The organism is Dyadobacter frigoris, assembly GCF_005280585.1.
In the GTDB taxonomy this organism is placed as follows: domain Bacteria; phylum Bacteroidota; class Bacteroidia; order Cytophagales; family Spirosomataceae; genus Dyadobacter; species Dyadobacter frigoris.
The window spans coordinates 179,359-196,475 of sequence record NZ_SZVO01000013.1 but is presented as its reverse complement, the minus strand read 5'-3'; the positions used below and the strand labels follow the sequence as shown (position 1 = coordinate 196,475).

The 17,117-nt window shown below is 46.7% G+C and carries 10 protein-coding genes; all 10 read left to right on the top strand.

The window, feature by feature from the left end; translation table 11 throughout:
* The first annotated feature begins 31 nt into the window (after positions 1-31).
* The 10 genes from FDK13_RS25325 (at position 32) to FDK13_RS25285 (ending at position 16,413) form a co-directional block, all read left to right on the top strand.
* Positions 32-1,102 (top strand): FecR family protein, encoded by a 1,071-nt coding sequence (locus FDK13_RS25325; protein ID WP_137342804.1) that lies wholly within the window; start codon positions 32-34, stop codon positions 1,100-1,102.
* Between the two features lie 350 nt (positions 1,103-1,452).
* Entirely contained in the window at positions 1,453-4,368 is a 2,916-nt protein-coding gene (locus tag FDK13_RS25320; RefSeq protein WP_170982916.1) for a SusC/RagA family TonB-linked outer membrane protein, read from the top strand.
* A gap of 10 nt (positions 4,369-4,378) precedes the next feature.
* Positions 4,379-5,833 (top strand): RagB/SusD family nutrient uptake outer membrane protein, encoded by a 1,455-nt coding sequence (locus tag FDK13_RS25315; protein ID WP_137342802.1) that lies wholly within the window; start codon positions 4,379-4,381, stop codon positions 5,831-5,833.
* A 58-nt stretch (positions 5,834-5,891) separates the two neighbouring features.
* Positions 5,892-9,056 carry a PVC-type heme-binding CxxCH protein gene (locus FDK13_RS25310; RefSeq protein ID WP_170982915.1) on the top strand — a complete coding sequence of 1,055 codons (3,165 nt, stop codon included), beginning with the start codon at positions 5,892-5,894 and terminating at the stop codon, positions 9,054-9,056.
* Between the two features lie 63 nt (positions 9,057-9,119).
* Complete coding sequence (locus FDK13_RS25305; protein ID WP_220417422.1) at positions 9,120-9,881, top strand: 3-keto-disaccharide hydrolase; 762 nt, start codon at positions 9,120-9,122, stop codon at positions 9,879-9,881.
* A 47-nt stretch (positions 9,882-9,928) separates the two neighbouring features.
* A complete protein-coding gene (locus FDK13_RS25300) occupies positions 9,929-11,014 on the top strand; it encodes a Gfo/Idh/MocA family oxidoreductase (RefSeq protein ID WP_137342800.1) in 1,086 nt (361 codons plus the stop codon).
* Between the two features lie 6 nt (positions 11,015-11,020).
* Entirely contained in the window at positions 11,021-12,028 is a 1,008-nt protein-coding gene (locus FDK13_RS25295; protein WP_137342799.1) for a 3-hydroxyacyl-CoA dehydrogenase family protein, read from the top strand.
* A 264-nt stretch (positions 12,029-12,292) separates the two neighbouring features.
* A complete protein-coding gene (locus FDK13_RS36705) occupies positions 12,293-12,748 on the top strand; it encodes a hypothetical protein (RefSeq protein ID WP_170982909.1) in 456 nt (151 codons plus the stop codon).
* Complete coding sequence (locus tag FDK13_RS36700) at positions 12,655-12,891, top strand: integrase core domain-containing protein (RefSeq protein ID WP_137342798.1); 237 nt, start codon at positions 12,655-12,657, stop codon at positions 12,889-12,891. Before FDK13_RS36705 ends, FDK13_RS36700 begins: the two co-directional genes overlap by 94 nt.
* Positions 12,892-13,455: 564 nt before the next feature.
* A complete protein-coding gene (locus FDK13_RS25285) occupies positions 13,456-16,413 on the top strand; it encodes a choice-of-anchor Q domain-containing protein (protein WP_137342797.1) in 2,958 nt (985 codons plus the stop codon).
* The last annotated feature ends 704 nt before the right edge of the window (positions 16,414-17,117 follow it).

Below are 17,117 nucleotides of genomic sequence, written 5' to 3'. Positions count from 1 at the left end.
AAGTCCAGAATCTTAACTGACGTAAATCGCTTTGGAAGAAAACGGACAAATAAAAGTACTATTCGAGCGGTACCTGGCTAACGAATGCGCGCCTGATCAGATACGCGAGTTGCTGGCCCGTTTCAACTTGCCGGAGAATAACGATACGTTACGTAACCTGATTACGCGGCATTTGGAATCGATAGACCTGGATAATGGGTCAGCCGAAGAAGCTGTTCAGCAGGTGTATGAAAAGCTTTTGGAGAAAGTGACTTTCGAAAAGGATCTGGATTCTGCTCCGCGGCGTTTTGTCATACTGCCACTTTGGACGCGTGTCGCAGCGGTTTGGATTTTGCTGGCGGTAAGTTGTGGAGTGGGCGGCTATTTTATTGCCCGCTGGTCCGATGCGCCTCTTTTGAAGGATACTGCTCTCGCTTTATTGGTACAGACGCATACGGAGGTTGCCGGCATAGGCGAAAGGAAAAAAGTTACGCTGGAAGATGGTTCGGTGATCTGGCTCAACGCAGAAAGCAAACTGACTTATCCTGTTTCGTTTCAAAAAAATAGCAGGGAAGTAAGCCTGGAAGGGGAAGCTTATTTCGAAATTGTCAGGGATACTGAAAGGCCTTTTATAATCCAATCCGGGAAAATAACGACAAAGGTGCTCGGTACCAGCTTCAACATCAAGGCATATCAGGCAGACCCGGCCGTTTCTGTGACCGTAATGACAGGAAAAGTAGAGGTTAATTCTCCTGAATCTGCAATTCAGATCGTCCGGAACCAGCAAGTGAAATATGCGGATGGAAATATTTACAAGGAGGTGGATATAGATGCAGCGGCGCAAATTGCCTGGCGAAATGGGAAGCTGCAGTTCAGAAATACGCTTTTGTCGGATGTGATCAAAACGCTTGAAAGGAACTACCCCGTGAAAATTACCTATAACACAAATTTGAGCGATTGTCAAGTACATGCTGATTTTGACGCAGTTACGCCATTCGAGAACGTGATGGAAATGCTGTCGGGTTCGTTGGGCGGAACAGTAACCAAGCTTGGAAACGCACAGTACCATCTGGATGGCAGATGTAATAATATCCGGACCAATACAAGCTATTTGGAAAACTGAAAGAATATTTATGAGACGTAATCTAAACCTGAGCCTATGAATAAAAACCCCGAGACAGCAAAAATCCCCGGAAACAATCCCGGGGAACCAGTAAAATGAAAGTTCCAATTTGTATGCATTCCGCAGCCTTCGAAATCTAACGGTAGCTACAAAACTTATTTCCTATCACTTTAATGTTATCAAAATTATGAAAAAATCTCTCCCGAGGGGTGAAGTTGTTCGTTATATTCTAATGACAATGAAATACAGCGCTTTTTTTTACATACTTATCTGCTCAATCTGCTCAATTGCGTTGGCGGAGGATTCGTATGCACAGAACCTGAACAAATCTGTAACGATCCACCATCGATTTGAAAACCTCAGCTATCCCAATAAAACCTGTTTTACAGGTCAAAAATGAGCTGCGTATAGCGGGCAAGGTTAGCGATGAGAAAGGAGAGGCACTGCCCGGCGTAAACATTGTCATCAAGGGTACGAGCCAGGGTTCCAATACCGGCGTCGATGGGTCATACGAAATAGTAGTGCCTGACGCCCAGAGCGTACTGATGTTTAGTTTTGTAGGTTATCAGAGTCATGAAGTCGCGGTAGGCAACTCCACAGTGATCAACGTTTCATTGGTAGCCGATACCAAGGCACTGAACGAAGTAGTGGTGGTGGGATATTCTTCCAAGCAGCTTTCCCAGCTTTCGAGTTCGGTTTCCGTCGTAACCGGAAAGCAGCTTAATGACGTTACTTCCAACAATCCCATTAATTTATTGCAGGGAAAAGCACCGGGTGTTATTGTTTCCAACTCATCCGGAGATCCTAACTCCACGCCCAGTATTGTGGTGCGCGGGTCGAGTTCCATCACAGCAGGCTCGGCTCCGTTGATGGTAGTGGACGGGATCATCGGAGGGAATGCAAACCCGAACGATATCGAATCAGTTACCATCCTGAAAGATGCTGCGGCGACCGGCTTGTACGGTTCCCGTGCTGCAAACGGCGTTATTATTATTACTACCAAATCTGGGAAATCAGGAAAAACTCGTATCGATTTTAATGCATCCGCCGGTTTTAACAATGCTACAACGGGTAATTTCCAAGTGATGAACTCGCAACAATTGTATGATTATGAAAAGAGTTTCTACCCGGCCGATCGTTTTAATAATGAAATACCAGCAAGTGTAGTAGCACAAAATACCAACTGGCAGGACCTCGCATTCAGGACGGGTTCCACGCAAAATTATGTTCTATCGCTTTCAGGAGGTTCTGAAAATACCAAGTTCTATATCTCCGGAAATTATTATAACGAGCAGGGAACGCTGCACTATAATGATGCAAAACGGTACAATGTAAGAGCTAACATTACACATAAGATCAACGATAAGTTGAAGCTTAATGTGAAGATCAATGCAAGGCTCAGCAAACAAGAGTCGGATCGCGCGGGGCTGGATGGTGCTTTGTACGGAGCTTATAACAACATGCCCTGGGATAATCCTTACAATTCCGACGGTTCCGTAAACAAAGGAACGGATGGTGGCTGGTACGGAAGAGAGCAGGAGAACTTCCTGCATGGATGGCAGTATAACCTGAATCAGGCCAATGCTTCCGGCCTGGATGGTGATCTTAACCTGGATTATACAATCCTTAAAAATCTGACATTTTCGTCTTACAACCGGGTGAGCACTTCCACTTCAAAGAGTGAATTGTACTACGATATCAGGGCAAAAGCAGGAAAAGGGCTGGGACGGCTGACCAACGGGTTCGTTAACAATCTTTCCATGATCACTTCAAATCGCCTGCACTATGATAGAAATTTCGGCAAACATGAACTAAGTGCACTTGCTGTTCTGGAAGGTGAAAAGAACAAAATCGATGCCGATGGCGTAACCGGGGAAGGGTTTGCGCCTGGCCTGCACGTGATGAATACTGCCTCCCGGATACTTTCCGCTACGGGCAGTATCAATGAAAACTCGTTTATCAAAGGTCTTGTCCAGCTTGATTACAGCTATGTTAACCGGTATTTCGTGGTTGGATCTTACATAAATGAGTCTTCTTCCCGGTTTGGGGCTAATAACCGTTCCGGAAATTTCTATACCCTGGGTGCCTCGTGGGTTTTGAGCAACGAAAGTTTCATGAAGAATTTCGCGGCGTTCGATCTGCTGAAACTTCGCGCGAGTTACGGGGTAACCGGCAATGCAGAGATCGGAAATTACCAATCGTTTGGGCTTTACAGCTTCGCCAGCCAATATGCAGGCAATTCGGCCGCATTTCCTTACCAGATGGACAACAAAGACCTTACATGGGAAAAAGCGAAAACCCTGAACTTTGGATTGGATATCAGTTTGTACAAAAGGCTGATGTTGAATATTGATGCATATAATAAGACGACTGACGGGCTTTTGCTTAATGTTGAAATGCCTTTCACCAGCGGTTTCGGCTCTGTGATCAGGAATGTAGGCGCGATAAGGAATCGCGGTCTGGAGCTGAACCTGAACAGCGTGAACCTGGAAGGCAAGTTCCTGTGGGTGACAAATTTCAACATCGCGTTTAACCGTAGTAAAGTACTTACGCTGGATCAGGGCAAGGATATCAGGACGGGAAATATACTCATTAGCGAAGGGCAGCAGCTTTATACCTGGAACATGCGCAAATGGATGGGCGTAGATCCTGCCACGGGCGATCCGTTATGGGAGCAAGTCTCGAAAGGTGCTAACGGCGAGGAAGTCAGAACGACAACTAACTCTTACGCGAGTGCAACCCAACAGAACGTAGGCACGGCATCCCCGAATCTTACTGGCGGAATGAGCAATACATGGAGTTACAAAGGATTTACATTGTCCGCCTTTTTCAACTACGTGAGCGGCAACAAGGTATATCATAATTCAAGGGCGTTATTCGATTCTGACGGTGCTTACTACACGTACAACAGCATGGTACTGGCCGACGGATGGAGCCGCTGGGAAAAACCGGGCGATATCGCCACGCACCCAAAACCTGTTTTCGGAGGTAATAAAAACTCCAATCAGGCCTCGTCGAGGTATCTGGAAGACGGAAGTTATATCCGGTTGAGGAACATCAATTTTTCTTACCAGTTACCCGATCATCTTGCAAGGAAAATCAGGTCGGAGAATGTGAAGCTTTTCGTTAGCGCGGACAATCTGGTAACATTCACCAAATTTTCAGGTATGGATCCCGAAGTAGTGCTGGGCCCCTCAGGCGGGACTTCCAGCATCAAATATCCAATCAGTAAGAAAGTATTGTTCGGAATTAATATCGGCTTTTAAAAAGGAAATCATGAAATCAAATATCATTTTTAAAAATATAGTTTTTGCATTGCTGATCTTCACGGCCTCCTGTGACAATGAGTTGCAGCCCTACGACAGTAAATCCAATGAAGTTGCGCTGGCCACCCCGGCTGATATTCAGATCGCCACGTATGGTAACTACGCGATGCTGGTGACGGAAGACTATACCAGGAATTACCTGACGCTGAATGAGTGGCCGGGGGATAATGTGGTGCAAAGTGGCGCGGATGGGGACCAGGCTTCACTGGGGGCATCCTACCTGCACATACCTGCGATGTATCCGACCACAAATTTCTGGGCGGAATCATACAAGCTCATCTATTCTACTAATCTGATCATCAACAAGATAGCTGACGGTGAATCGGATGCGCTGGATCAATTAAAAGGCGAGAACCTTTATTTACGGGCGATGGCACATTTTAACCTTGTACGGTTGTTTGGTCGTCCTTACCCACAGAATAAAGGAGAAAACCCGGGCGTTCCGGTCGTTTTGGGCATTGAAGATGATTTGTACCCGGCAAGAAATACAGTGAAGGAAGTTTATACCGCTGTCATTGCCGACCTTCTGAAAGCTGGTACTCTGATGAAGGAGTTGAAAAATGCGGATTTTGCTTCAAAAGAAGTGGTTGACGCACTTTTGTCCAGGATCTATTTGTATATGGAGGACAATGAAAATGCCATCCTGTATGCCAACAAAGTGATCGATTCGAAACGTTACCAGCTGGCTACCACCGAGATGTACAAAGAGTCGCCTAAGCTGGTACCGGAAAGTAATCCTGAAACGATTTTCAATTTCCGGCATACGCTGGCCGACAATAAAGACAAAAACGCGGTCGGGTCTTTATATTACAATGATCCCGAAACGCTGTCGACCGGCTGGGGCGAATATTATACTTCGCAGGCACTTTGGAACCTGCTGAACGAAAACCCCCAGGATGCGCGCCTGAATTTTATCACGCCGCATTATATTGACGGAAAGCTTCAGTACCGCGGCACATCACCCCAGTACTTTATCAATAAGTTCAACTGGCAGGAAGGAACGGCCAACCTGGCTTCTCCCGTTTATCTTCGTCTTGCAGAAATGTATCTCAACCGCGCAGAAGCTTACACCAAAACCGGTAAGAATCAGCTGGCTATTGACGACGTGAACCTGATCCGTACCCGCGCAGGCCTTTCCGGCAGCGCGCTCTACACCGTCGGTGCGCTCAACGGCCGCGGAAGTGTATTGAATGTGGTTTTGGAAGAACGCCGTTTGGAACTGGCCTATGAAGGCCATCGTCCGGGTGATTTATACAGGAACAATCTTCCTCTGGTAAGAGCATATCCGGGTATGCACGGTACAGACAACTTCAATTTCCGGGTAGAGCCTGATGCACCGCGCGTAGTGTACTATATCCCTGAGCGTGAGGTTAATATCAATCACAATCTGGTCCAGAACCCATGATAGCCAGATCTGGTCCTGACATTTTCCATTCAGTATTATGTTAATGAAATTGCAAGGCATGAATCAATTAGTATCAAGAAGTAATCGTTATTTAACCAAAAGGATAGTGCGGCTCGCCGTGCTGTCTTTAGTGGGTGTTTTTTCTTTTGGTTTAACCGACAAACGTCCCCAGGAAGCTACGGGGCTCCTGGTGCCAGAAGGTTTCACGATCGAAAGTGTCGTGGCTTCCGAGTCACTTTCTTACCCGATGTTCGCAAGTTTTGATGGCAAAGGCCGGTTATTCGTCTTTGAGTCCACAGAACCCAATATCATGGGTACACCAAAAATGCTGGCGGAGCCGTCCTATCATGTCCGTCTGCTGGAAGATGTGGACGGCGATGGTAATTTCGAGAAGAACCAGATTTTCGCAAAAAATATTCCGTTTCCCAAAGGCGGGGTGTTTTACCAGGGTAGCTTGTATGTGACCGAATCTCCAAACCTGGTACGTTACACCGACACCAACGGCGATGGAACTTCGGATATAAGGGAGGTTATTATGACCGGCTGGACATTAAACTCGAACGGCGCAACGCTGGGAGGACCATTCTTCGGGCCGGACGGATGGATGTACATTACCGACGCCCGACGAGGATTTAACATTACCACCAAGGAAAATAAGGTTTTGAAAGGCAAAACTGCCCGGACCTGGCGCTGTCGTCCCGACGGGACCGGCTTGGAACCAATGGCCGGTGGCGGGTTCGACAACTCCATTGAAATCGCCTTTATGCCTTCGGGAGAAACGATCGGTACCATGACCTACTTCATCGATCCGCAGGATGGCCAGCGCGATGCATTAATGCATTGGGTTGAGGGAGGTACCTATCCTAAGCCCAATCCGGCGATAGAAGAGGATAAATTGAAGATGACCGGAGATCTTATGCCGGTCATGACCAAAATGGCGCGGGTTGCTCCGTCAGGGCTGATGCGTTACCGCGGACCAAATTTTGGCCCTGAATACAACGGGGATCTTTTCCACGCAGAATTCAATACCGGCCGTGTGATGCGCCATATCGTTTCGGCAGAAGGGGCAACATACAAAACCGATGATGAGGTCTTTATGAAATCCATCAGTTCGGATTCGCATCCTACCGATGTTCTGCAGGATGCCGACGGGAGTATGCTGGTAGTTATTACAGGAGGTTGGTTCATTGAAGGCTGCCCACTATCCAGGGTAGCAAAACCGGACGTAAAAGGAGGTATTTACAGAATCCGCAAGACAGGTGCTGCCAAGGTGACTGATCCGTGGGGGAATAAGCTGGACCTTGAAAAACAGACGCCAGCAGCCCTGCTGAAATACCTGTCGGATTCACGGCCTTTTGTTGCTGACAATGCTGCCGAACAATTGGTGGCGCGTGGAAATGTAGCCGTCGCACCGGTTTTGAGCGCATTGCCGGCTATTAAAGATGACAACATCCGTGCTGCCGCTATTTTTGTTTTATCAAGGATCAACACAACTGATGCATTGGTTGGTGTCCGTAATGGATTGAACGACAAAAGCAGTGTGGTACGTACCGCTTCCGCAAGAGCGATCGGTTTGGCAAGGGACTCTAAATCAGTAGATAAGCTGATGCAGTTGGTTCAAAAAGATGTCCCGCCGGTACGTCGGCAGGCTGCTACCGCGTTGGGGCAAATAGGGGATGTACGCGCCGTGCCTGCTTTGCTGAACGGCGCTGCCGATAACAGCGACCGTTTTGTAAAACACGCCATTGTCTATTCACTGATCCTGCTGAAAACGACAGCACCTCTGGTTAAGGCGCTTAAAAATCCTTCCACTCAGATCCGTGTGGCCGCGCTTACGGCATTAGACCAGATGGACGGCGCCCCGCTTCAGAAAAGGGACCTTGCTCCAGTACTTGCCAGCAAAGATCCTGAACTCAGAAGTACGGCCGTATGGATCGCATCCCACCATCCGGAATGGACGGACATCGTTGTTAGCTTTCTTGAAAAAAGCTTGGGTGATGGCAAGCTTTCTGACCCGGATGCCAGCGCGATCAGCGATTTGATGCTCACCTTCATGCATGAACCGGCAGTACAGAATTTTGTGGCTGGCCAGCTGGGTAACCCTGCCGCCAGTCCCGACAGGAAACTATTGATGCTCAACGTTATATCAAAGTCCTCATTAAAGGAATTGCCTGGCCCATGGGTTAACGAGATCGGCAAACAACTTCGCAGTGAAGATGCCCGGGTACGTTCCCAGATATTGGGACTGATCGAATCCCGCAGGATTAAAGCAATGAACCCCAGTCTGAACAAGATTATCAGGGAAGAAAAAACTTCGGTTGATTTTCGTTTGAAAGCGCTGAGTGCACGGATTATGTCGGCGCCTGAACTTTCCGACACCGAGTTTCAGATGTTGCTGAAATACATTGGCAAGGAAAATGAGTCTCCCGTGCGGCAGCTTGCGGTGCGTTTACTGAACCACGCCGAGCTTAACAACGATCAGTTGCTGGTTATTGCCCGGGAACATATTGGTAAAACCGATCTTTTTCTGTTGCCTTCCCTTATGGAAGCATTCGAAGGAAACAGCAATGAACTGGTTGGTAAAGAACTGATTGCAGGTATCCAATCAGGTTCAGGCGGCCTTGACAATTTGTCGGAGCCGGATTTTCAAAGACTGCTAAAAAGCTTTCCGCCTTCCGTTAATGAGATGGCGGCACCGTTACTTGTCAAACTAAAAGCACAGCATGCCGAGCGGTTATCTCATTTGCAGGAGATGGAAGCGCGCCTCAAAGGCGGAGATGTAGGCGAAGGCCGGAAGCTGTTTTATGGTAAGGCATCTTGCTATCTGTGTCATTCAGTGGGTTCTGAGGGAGGACGTTTCGGCCCGGACCTTACCAATATTGGAGAGATCAGGTCCAAACATGATATTCTTGAAGCGGTTCTGTATCCAAGTGCAAGCTTCGCCAGGGAATATGAAACATTCCGGATTGTGACCAAAACCACTTCTTATACCGGCGTTATCAAAGAGCAGCTTCCCGAGGCGATTGTCATCGAAGTAGGTCCCGTACCCGGTCTGCGAATCCCCCGGACGGAGATCGTTTCCATTGATCCGCAAACCTTGTCCATGATGCCACCCGGATTGGATCAGCAACTTACAAACACGGAAATGGCAAGTCTTACCGCGTTTTTGGAAGCACTTCCTTACCGCCTGGAAAGGATGATTGAAGCACGGGAAAAGAAGTAATCAGGAAATTCTCTAAATGAAAATTGTATGAAAATGAAGATAAATGCGCTCTTCGTTCCCTTTTTGGTCTGTCTGCTGCTTGTTTCAGAAAAAAGTACTGCACAGTCGAAGCCTAAGTCCGTCAAGCTTTTCAATGGAAAAAACCTGGATGGCTGGTACAAATTCGTACAGGACCGGGGGAAAGATAAGGATGTAAAAAATGTATTTTCAGTAGAAAAAGGGTTGATCCACATCTCCGGTGAGGAGTATGGAAGTATCGTCACGAATGAAGAATTCGAAAACTACAAGCTGACCGTCGAGTTTATATGGGGGGACAAAACCTATGCCCCAAGGGAGGGCCGTGCCAGGGACAACGGAGTGCTTTTGCACTCCACAGGTCCTGATGGCGGCTATCACGGGATCTGGATGTATTCTATTGAATGCCAGGTTATTGAGGGGGGTACCGGTGATTTTTTGGTTGTGGGCGATGGAAGCGACAAATATGCCCTGACCGCAACCGTGGCTCCCAAAAAAGAGGGCGGCGGCAATGTGTTTCAGCCAGGAGGTACGCCGCTTACCATCAACACCGGCCGGATCGACTGGTTTAACAGGGACCCGTCCTGGAAAGATGTGAAAGGGTTCAGAGGCGCGAAGGAGGTAGAAAAACCGGTGGGCGAATGGAACACCATGGAATGTATTGCTGACGGAGATCAGATCTCCATTTACCTCAACGGGACCCTGGTCAATCAGGCTACCCAGGTCAAGCCCACGAAAGGACGCATCCAGATCCAGTCGGAAGGGGCCGAAATGTTTGTCAGAAAAGTGGTGCTGAAACCGCTGAAGTAAGTTTTAGTTAAGCTTTAATTTTCAACTTTTCCTAAATCCTTAATACTATGTCAGATCAAAAAAAGTCTTTAAGAGTTCTGGTTGTTGGGTGCGGTAACATGGGGGCTTCCCATGCCGCCGCCTACCATACCCTCAGCGGTTTTGAAATATGTGGGATTGTCTCCACCGGAAAAAGCAAGGAAGTTCTGAACGAGAAGCTGGGCGGCGGATTTGCGCTTTTCAGCAATTATGAAGAAGCACTCGACGCTACAAAGCCAGACGCAGTATGTATTTCAACTTACCCCGATACACATGAAAAGTTTGCCGTAGCCGCTCTTGAAAAAGGGTGCCATGTATTTATCGAAAAGCCGGTTGCTGATTCGGTGGCTGGTGCTGAACGCGTGGTAGCAGCTGCAAACAAGGCGGACAAGAAACTGGTGGTGGGTTATATTTTACGGCATCATCCTTCGTGGGAGAAATTTGTAAGCCTGTCGCACGACCTTGGAAAACCACTGGTAATGCGCATGAACCTGAACCAGCAGAGCCAGGGAAGTATGTGGACTTTACACCGGAACCTGATGGCAAGCCTGAGCCCGATCGTGGATTGCGGGGTTCACTACATTGATGTGATGTGCCAGATGACACGTTCCCGACCTACACAGGTGTATGCAATAGGCGCGAGGCTTACAGAAGAAATACCGGCTGGTAATTACAATTACGGCCAGCTCCAGATCCGTTTTGAGGATGGATCGGTAGGCTGGTACGAAGCAGGATGGGGGCCTATGGTGAGTGAAACAGCCTTTTTTGTAAAGGATGTTTTTGGACCAAAAGGATCGGTATCCATCGTGGCCAAGGAAGCGGGCGGCGAGGGCAAATCGTCTTCCATTGAAGCCCATACCAAAACAGAATCTATCCGTATCCATTATTCCGAACTGGACGCGAATGAGAATTTTGCTAAGGAAGATCTGTGGGTCAATCTGCAGGACGAGCCCGACCATCAGGAACTCTGTAACAGGGAACAGCGGTACTTCATTAGCTCAATCGAGTACAATATAGACCTGACCGACCATATGGAAGACGCCGTAAATAGTCTTCGAATTGCATTCGCGTGCGATGAGTCGGTGCGGACGGGCCAGGTGATAACCTTAATGTAAATAATAATGGACCCACAAGAAATTTCAATAGGTGTTGTAGGCCTCGGGCTGATGGGCTGCAGCATTACAACATGTTTACTGATTGCCGGTCACCCGGTGGTCGCAGTTGCCCCCATAAACAGTGACTTAATCCATGCAGACGGAAGGATCCGGAACCATTTGAAGCACTCTTTTGAAAATGGTTTGATCGAAAATAATCCTGAACTTTATTTAAGCCAGTTAACCATTACCGAAGAATATGCGGAGCTGCGCAATTGTAAACTGGTCATCGAATGCACCATTGAGAACATTGCCATTAAAGGATCGGTCTTCAAAAAAGTGGAGGAAGTCATTGCCTCCGATGCCTTGCTGGCCAGCAATACTTCGGCAATTCCGATCAGTACGCTTCAAAAGCTAACCATTCACCCCGAGCGGTTTTTTGGATTGCATTGGGCCGAACCTGCGCATACCACGCGCTTTCTGGAAATCATTTGCGGGGATGATAGTGACAAATTCGGCGGCGAATACCTGTATCAGCTTTCGCACTTATGGCATAAAGAGCCGATATTGGTGAGGAAGGATATTCCGGGTTTTATTACCAACCGGCTGATGTACGCGATTTACCGCGAGGCGATCAGCCTTGTGGAAAACGGATATGCATCGGTTGAAGATGTGGACCGGTCATGCCGTAACAATGCTGGTTATTTTATGACATTCATGGGCGTGTTCCGCTGGATGGATCTCACTGGTGTTGCGGCTTATCACACGGTAATGAAAGATTTGTTGCCAACACTCAATAATAGTACGCATGTACCCAAGCTGATAGACGATATCGTAAATTCAGGAGGAAATGGCATTGCCAATGCACATGGATTTTATGAGTATACTGCCGAAGAAGTCAGGCTTTGGGAGGAAACCTTTACCGAGTTCAGTTATGAAATCCGGAACCTCGCTTTGAAATATCCCCATGATGTAGTGAAACAGAAACTCAGAAATGAAGTTGATGCGCCAAGTTTAAATTTACATGATCAGTAAAATTCACCAAGTGCCTGGTAGTGACTCGCCGACTCGCATATAAAGTACACCGGGCAATGGGGTTATAGCTATCTGTCTACTCCGGAGCAGCATAAACTGGGCGGGTATGAAACCGCGCTCAATACGAACCGCCTCGAGACGGAGGCTTCCCGCAAGATCATAGCAGAGCTGGTCATATTTTTTTAAATTGAAATGAACCCATTCTGATTATCTTATCCCGTCTTTAAACAACCTGCGGGCATATTCCTAAACCTGTAAATATTTATGAAAAATGTGTATTTGACAGTGATTTTCCTGCTTTGCAAGGCGGCGCTGCACGCCAGAAGGCACCGGCGGAGAAAATTTTTCGCGCCGGGGCAGCCACGAGCATTATTTCGCCAAAGATCGGAACTTTCAAACAATAGCAATTTCCAGGATGTTACGATACAAGGTATCCATAACGAAATCATTGCGCGCGGTATTGTGCTCGACGACAGCCAGACAAAGCTCGCCATCGTGGTTTCGGATCTTTGCATGGTATCTCGTGAGATCATCGACGGAGCTAAGCGCAGAGCCAGCGAGATAACAAAGATCCCTGTGTCAAACATGCTGATATCGGCTACCCATACCCATTCCGGCGGAACTGCATGTGCCTTTTTTCAGAGTACGCTCAACAAAAGATTGAAATTTGGCGAAATGAATACAACTCTTTTCGTCTGCATAGTTCACTTGGTGGCTTGACTCCTGACGAGTTCGAAAGGCAAGCAAAAAACAAAGAAAGAGAAAAAGTTCGTAACGGCGTTTTTAATCTGGATGACCATTATTATGCCAGTAGCGGAGGAATATTATTGCCTTCCGGGCACTATACGGACATGTTTCGGTGAATGTGATATTCTTGAATTGAATGGGGTTGCACTGATCAGGGCACTTTAGGTGTGTCGGCCAAAAGACTCTAAAATTTGAGAAAAGGTCAGTTTTTAATGGAAACATCAGAACATAGAATGACCTTTCACATTTTTTGGCACAGGGCAAAACCATTTGTTTTCTCCTATTTGCTTTCGTAGCAAGAATCGGTTACGCCCAAGAACTTCTTGCAGGTTTTTCTGACAATCATTACAAAGGAGCTTTAAAGCTGCCAGTATTTTTGTACCTTTAGGTTAATTAACCTCTATTCTCAACGATTCATGATGACTTTCAACAGGACTTGCCCATTTCGTGGTATCCAGGTAAACGCCGCGCCGCCTCAGGCCTATTCTTTTTGTGAATTTCCTCTTACCACCCCACTATTTACAATAGAAATTGCATACGGCTTTTTTTATGATAAAATATTGGGCTTCACTCAGCTACTGCCAGCAATGGCATAGGTCCGTCATTCTGGTAAATTCTTATCCAACCTGGAATATATTCATTCATCCAGGTTACTCTAACAATTTCAACTCAACGTTCAAATGAAAAAATTTCGTGTTATCGGAATGCTATTTGCAATAGCTTTTTCGCATCAGATCATCGCACAAATTACGCCTGCCAATGGCATCGTGTATGTTAAAAAAGGCTCAGCAGGCAACGGCAGCAGCTGGGCGGATGCGGCCGGCGAACTTGCCGATGCCCTGGTTGCCGCCAAAAGTAATGGTGCTATTTTGCAGATCTGGGTAGCTGGCGGTGTTTATAAACCTCTTTACAGCGCACTAGATGATAATTTTGGTAACAACAGCCCCAATGTCAGCTATCACAAAAGCAATGCATTTCTGATGGTAAATAATTTGAAAATTTACGGCGGGTTCGCCGGCAATGAAAACACCCTGGCAGAACGCAACTTAACCCTGGCGGCCAACAAATGCACTTTAAGCGGTGATCTGGATAATAACAATTCCGCATCGGACGGCGATGCCTACCACGTTGTCGTCTCCGCGGGGAATGTAGGCTCGGCCGAGTTGAACGGTTTTACGATCAGCGGGGGTAGGGCCTTCGATTATTATTACAACCAGGGCCAGTTTAGCTACGGTGCATATAGAACCATAAACGGAAGGACCGTAAAAGTTGACTTTGGCGGTGGCGTGTTTTTGTCCGTTTCGTCACCGATACTTACCAATTTGATAATCAGCGGAAATATTGCCAATTACGCCGGTGGTATGTCTAATAATGACTCCTCTTCTCCGGTGCTTACCAATGTGATCATTAGCAATAACGCCGCATTTTATGGTGGCGGGATGTTCAACGAGGGCTCTTCGCCTGTGCTGACCAATGTCACAGTCGTCGATAATGTGTCGGACTGGCCCGGCGGTGGGATATTTAACAGTGGTTCCTCACCAAAAATCAATAATAGCATTATCTATCGCAACGTCTCAGGTATCAATGCCGACAACGGGGTCAGGAATATTGCTAATTCCAACCCTGTTTACAGGAATAGTTTGGTCCAGGATAACCCTGCGGGCACCAACATGGTGGTTTACGGTGGAGATGCCAACAATATTTTTGATCAATCCCTTGGTGAGTATGCACTTAGAGCCGGCAGCCCTGCCATCCATGCGGGCAGCAATGCTTTTTTTGCAGCCGGACAATCACCAGACCTTTCAGCCGTAAAATCCGATCTGGCCGGAAACCCGCGTATAAAAGGCTCGGTGGATCTGGGGGCTAAGGAAAGCCCCTATGTGACGGTTTTGCCTGATGCCAATGGGATTGTTTACGTAAAACAGCCTGGCGCAGGTAATGTGAAGGGCAACAACTGGGCAAATGCGTCTGCGGAACTCGCGGATGTGCTGGTAGCTGCAAAAACCAATCCTGCCGTTACCCAGATCTGGGTGGCAGGCGGTGTTTTTAAACCGTTGTACAGCCCGGCGGACGATAACTTTGGTAAACCCGACGGAAGAAACAACAGCTTTTCGCTGGTTAGCTATATACCAGTCTACGGCGGCTTTGCAGGGACAGAAACTACGCTAGACCAAAGGGACTTAACCCTGGCCGCCAACAAGAGCATCTTGAGCGGCGATTTCAATGGAGATGATGTGGTAACCGGATCTGGTGCCACCCTGAGTTTTTCAGGAAACACGGAAAACGCTTATCATGTAGTTGTTTCCGCAGGAGATGAAGGCTCGGCGGAACTGGACGGATTCACAATTACTGGTGGAAATGCCAATCTCGCCAGCTCGATCATCGTGAATGGAAGAAATGTTAGTGGCGGCATTGGAGGTGGTTTGGTCAATGTCTCTTCTGGATCAATAGTCGCCCACGTGATTATCAAGGAGAACAGTGCAGTTTCCGGAGGCGGAATGATGAATTATTCTGCATATCCGAGGCTTTACAACTCGACGCTGAATAACAATTATGCTGTATCTCATGGAGGTGGAATGGCTGATGACAATTCCCAGTCTATACTTAGCAACTTGTTTATCAGCGGAAACAATTCTTCGGGGGACGGAGGCGGAATATATAGTTACTCTTCCGGGATCTCGCTTGGAAATACGACCATAAGTGGTAATGTGGCAGCAAGCGGTGCCAGCGAACTGTATTTGTCAGATGGCTCCCTACACGTTTACAACAGCATTCTTATTGGTTCTGAAGAAAATGCAGTTGTCCTTGAATCTTTGACGGGCATTGAGGCAAGCTATAGCCTGATGCTGGGTTCGACTTTCCCCCACAACATCAACGCTTCAAAGTATACACCTGGCGACATTTTTACCAATCCCAGTCTTGGAGACTATACATTAAAAGTGGGCAGTGTGGCCTTGAATGCAGGGAGTGACGCCCTATATGAATCATATTCGGGCAGTATTACTACAGACAAAGATATCGCGGGCAATCCCCGTCTGGTAGGTTCCAGTATAGACATGGGTGCTTTTGAGGCACCACAAAGCGTATTGCCGGTTACACTCATCAGCTTTACCGCTTCTTTGCAGGGAGAGAACAATGTGTTGCTGCAATGGAGCACCGCCTCGGAGCTAAACAATAAAGGATTTGAAATAGAAATGTCAAGCACGGGTAAAACTTTTCAAAAGGTCGGTTTTGTTATGGGCAATGGAACAACGGGGGCTAATCATCATTACGAGAGCCAGTTGACCAATTTGTCCGCCGGAGTGTCTTACTTTCGTTTGAAGATAATTGATATGGATGATAGCTTTACCTACTCCAGGCTACGGAGTGTCAAAATTACAAATGAAGTGGAGTTGACCAGTAAATTGTATCCAAATCCGCTGACCGGGCGGCACATATACCTGGAAATGGTCCGCCAACCTATCAGCAGTGCGTCTGTAAAAATAACAAACACCCTTGGGCAAGTAGTGAAGACGTCTGACTACAAGAACATTACCGGTCCACTTGAAATTGAAATGCAGGGTGCAGCAGGCACGTATTATATTGAAGTTAACCTGGAAAATGCTGAAACTTTCGTATGGAGAATCGTTAAATTCTAATTAGCCTTAACAATATTTAAAAAGGATTTTATCAGTGAAAGAAGTTAGGCATAGCCATACTAGTCTAAACTTCCAAAGTCCTGATTTTCGTAAACTGTAATTGCAACCTTTTGTTGGAAGAATTTACTAGATTCTGTGTTATTTACCTATAAAAACTTTATTTGTATACCTTTGTTTTGGAGGAAGCCCATAGCTAGTGAGTATAGCATGTTTATCCATTTTACGCTGACATGCTGGATGTTCTGGACCAATGAGGGTTCTTTGTCGCCTATGGTGAAAACGCAAAAATAGATTAAACTTTCATAGTTCTACGAATCATTGCTTCTTTTCAAAATTCATCCCCATTTCTTTTAGGACATTATATAATTGGGCCTTTTTTACTCCGCCGAGAGTGGGATTTGAACCCTTATCATTCCTCTAACTTTATCGCCTGAATTAGTTTTAAAAGCTTGGTCAATTGTTCGATTTCACTCCCCTTAGTTCCACCTAAGGGGGGAATATGATCATTTCCTTCATTTTTTATTATAAACAATGAGTGGGTTGCTCTTGTATTTTCATAGCGCTGTCGTGGAAGTAGTTGTGGTTGGTATGGTGCCGTAATCAGTTAGATTGATTGTTACTACAAGTAATAGAGATTACATTCCGGATAATATTTTTAGTAAATATTATCCGGAATGTAATTAGCCATAATTTTCTGTAATTGC

Excerpts from the sequence above, each read along its gene's own strand:
- FDK13_RS25315 (WP_137342802.1), top strand. The coding sequence starts at position 4,379 with ATGAAATCAAATATCATTTTTAAAAATATAGTTTTTGCATTGCTGATC.
- FDK13_RS25310 (WP_170982915.1), top strand. The coding sequence starts at position 5,892 with ATGAATCAATTAGTATCAAGAAGTAATCGTTATTTAACCAAAAGGATA.
- FDK13_RS25300 (WP_137342800.1), top strand. The coding sequence starts at position 9,929 with ATGTCAGATCAAAAAAAGTCTTTAAGAGTTCTGGTTGTTGGGTGCGGT.
- FDK13_RS25295 (WP_137342799.1), top strand. The coding sequence starts at position 11,021 with ATGGACCCACAAGAAATTTCAATAGGTGTTGTAGGCCTCGGGCTGATG.
- FDK13_RS36705 (WP_170982909.1), top strand. The coding sequence starts at position 12,293 with ATGAAAAATGTGTATTTGACAGTGATTTTCCTGCTTTGCAAGGCGGCG.
- FDK13_RS36700 (WP_137342798.1), top strand. The coding sequence starts at position 12,655 with ATGTGCCTTTTTTCAGAGTACGCTCAACAAAAGATTGAAATTTGGCGA.
- FDK13_RS25285 (WP_137342797.1), top strand. The coding sequence starts at position 13,456 with ATGAAAAAATTTCGTGTTATCGGAATGCTATTTGCAATAGCTTTTTCG.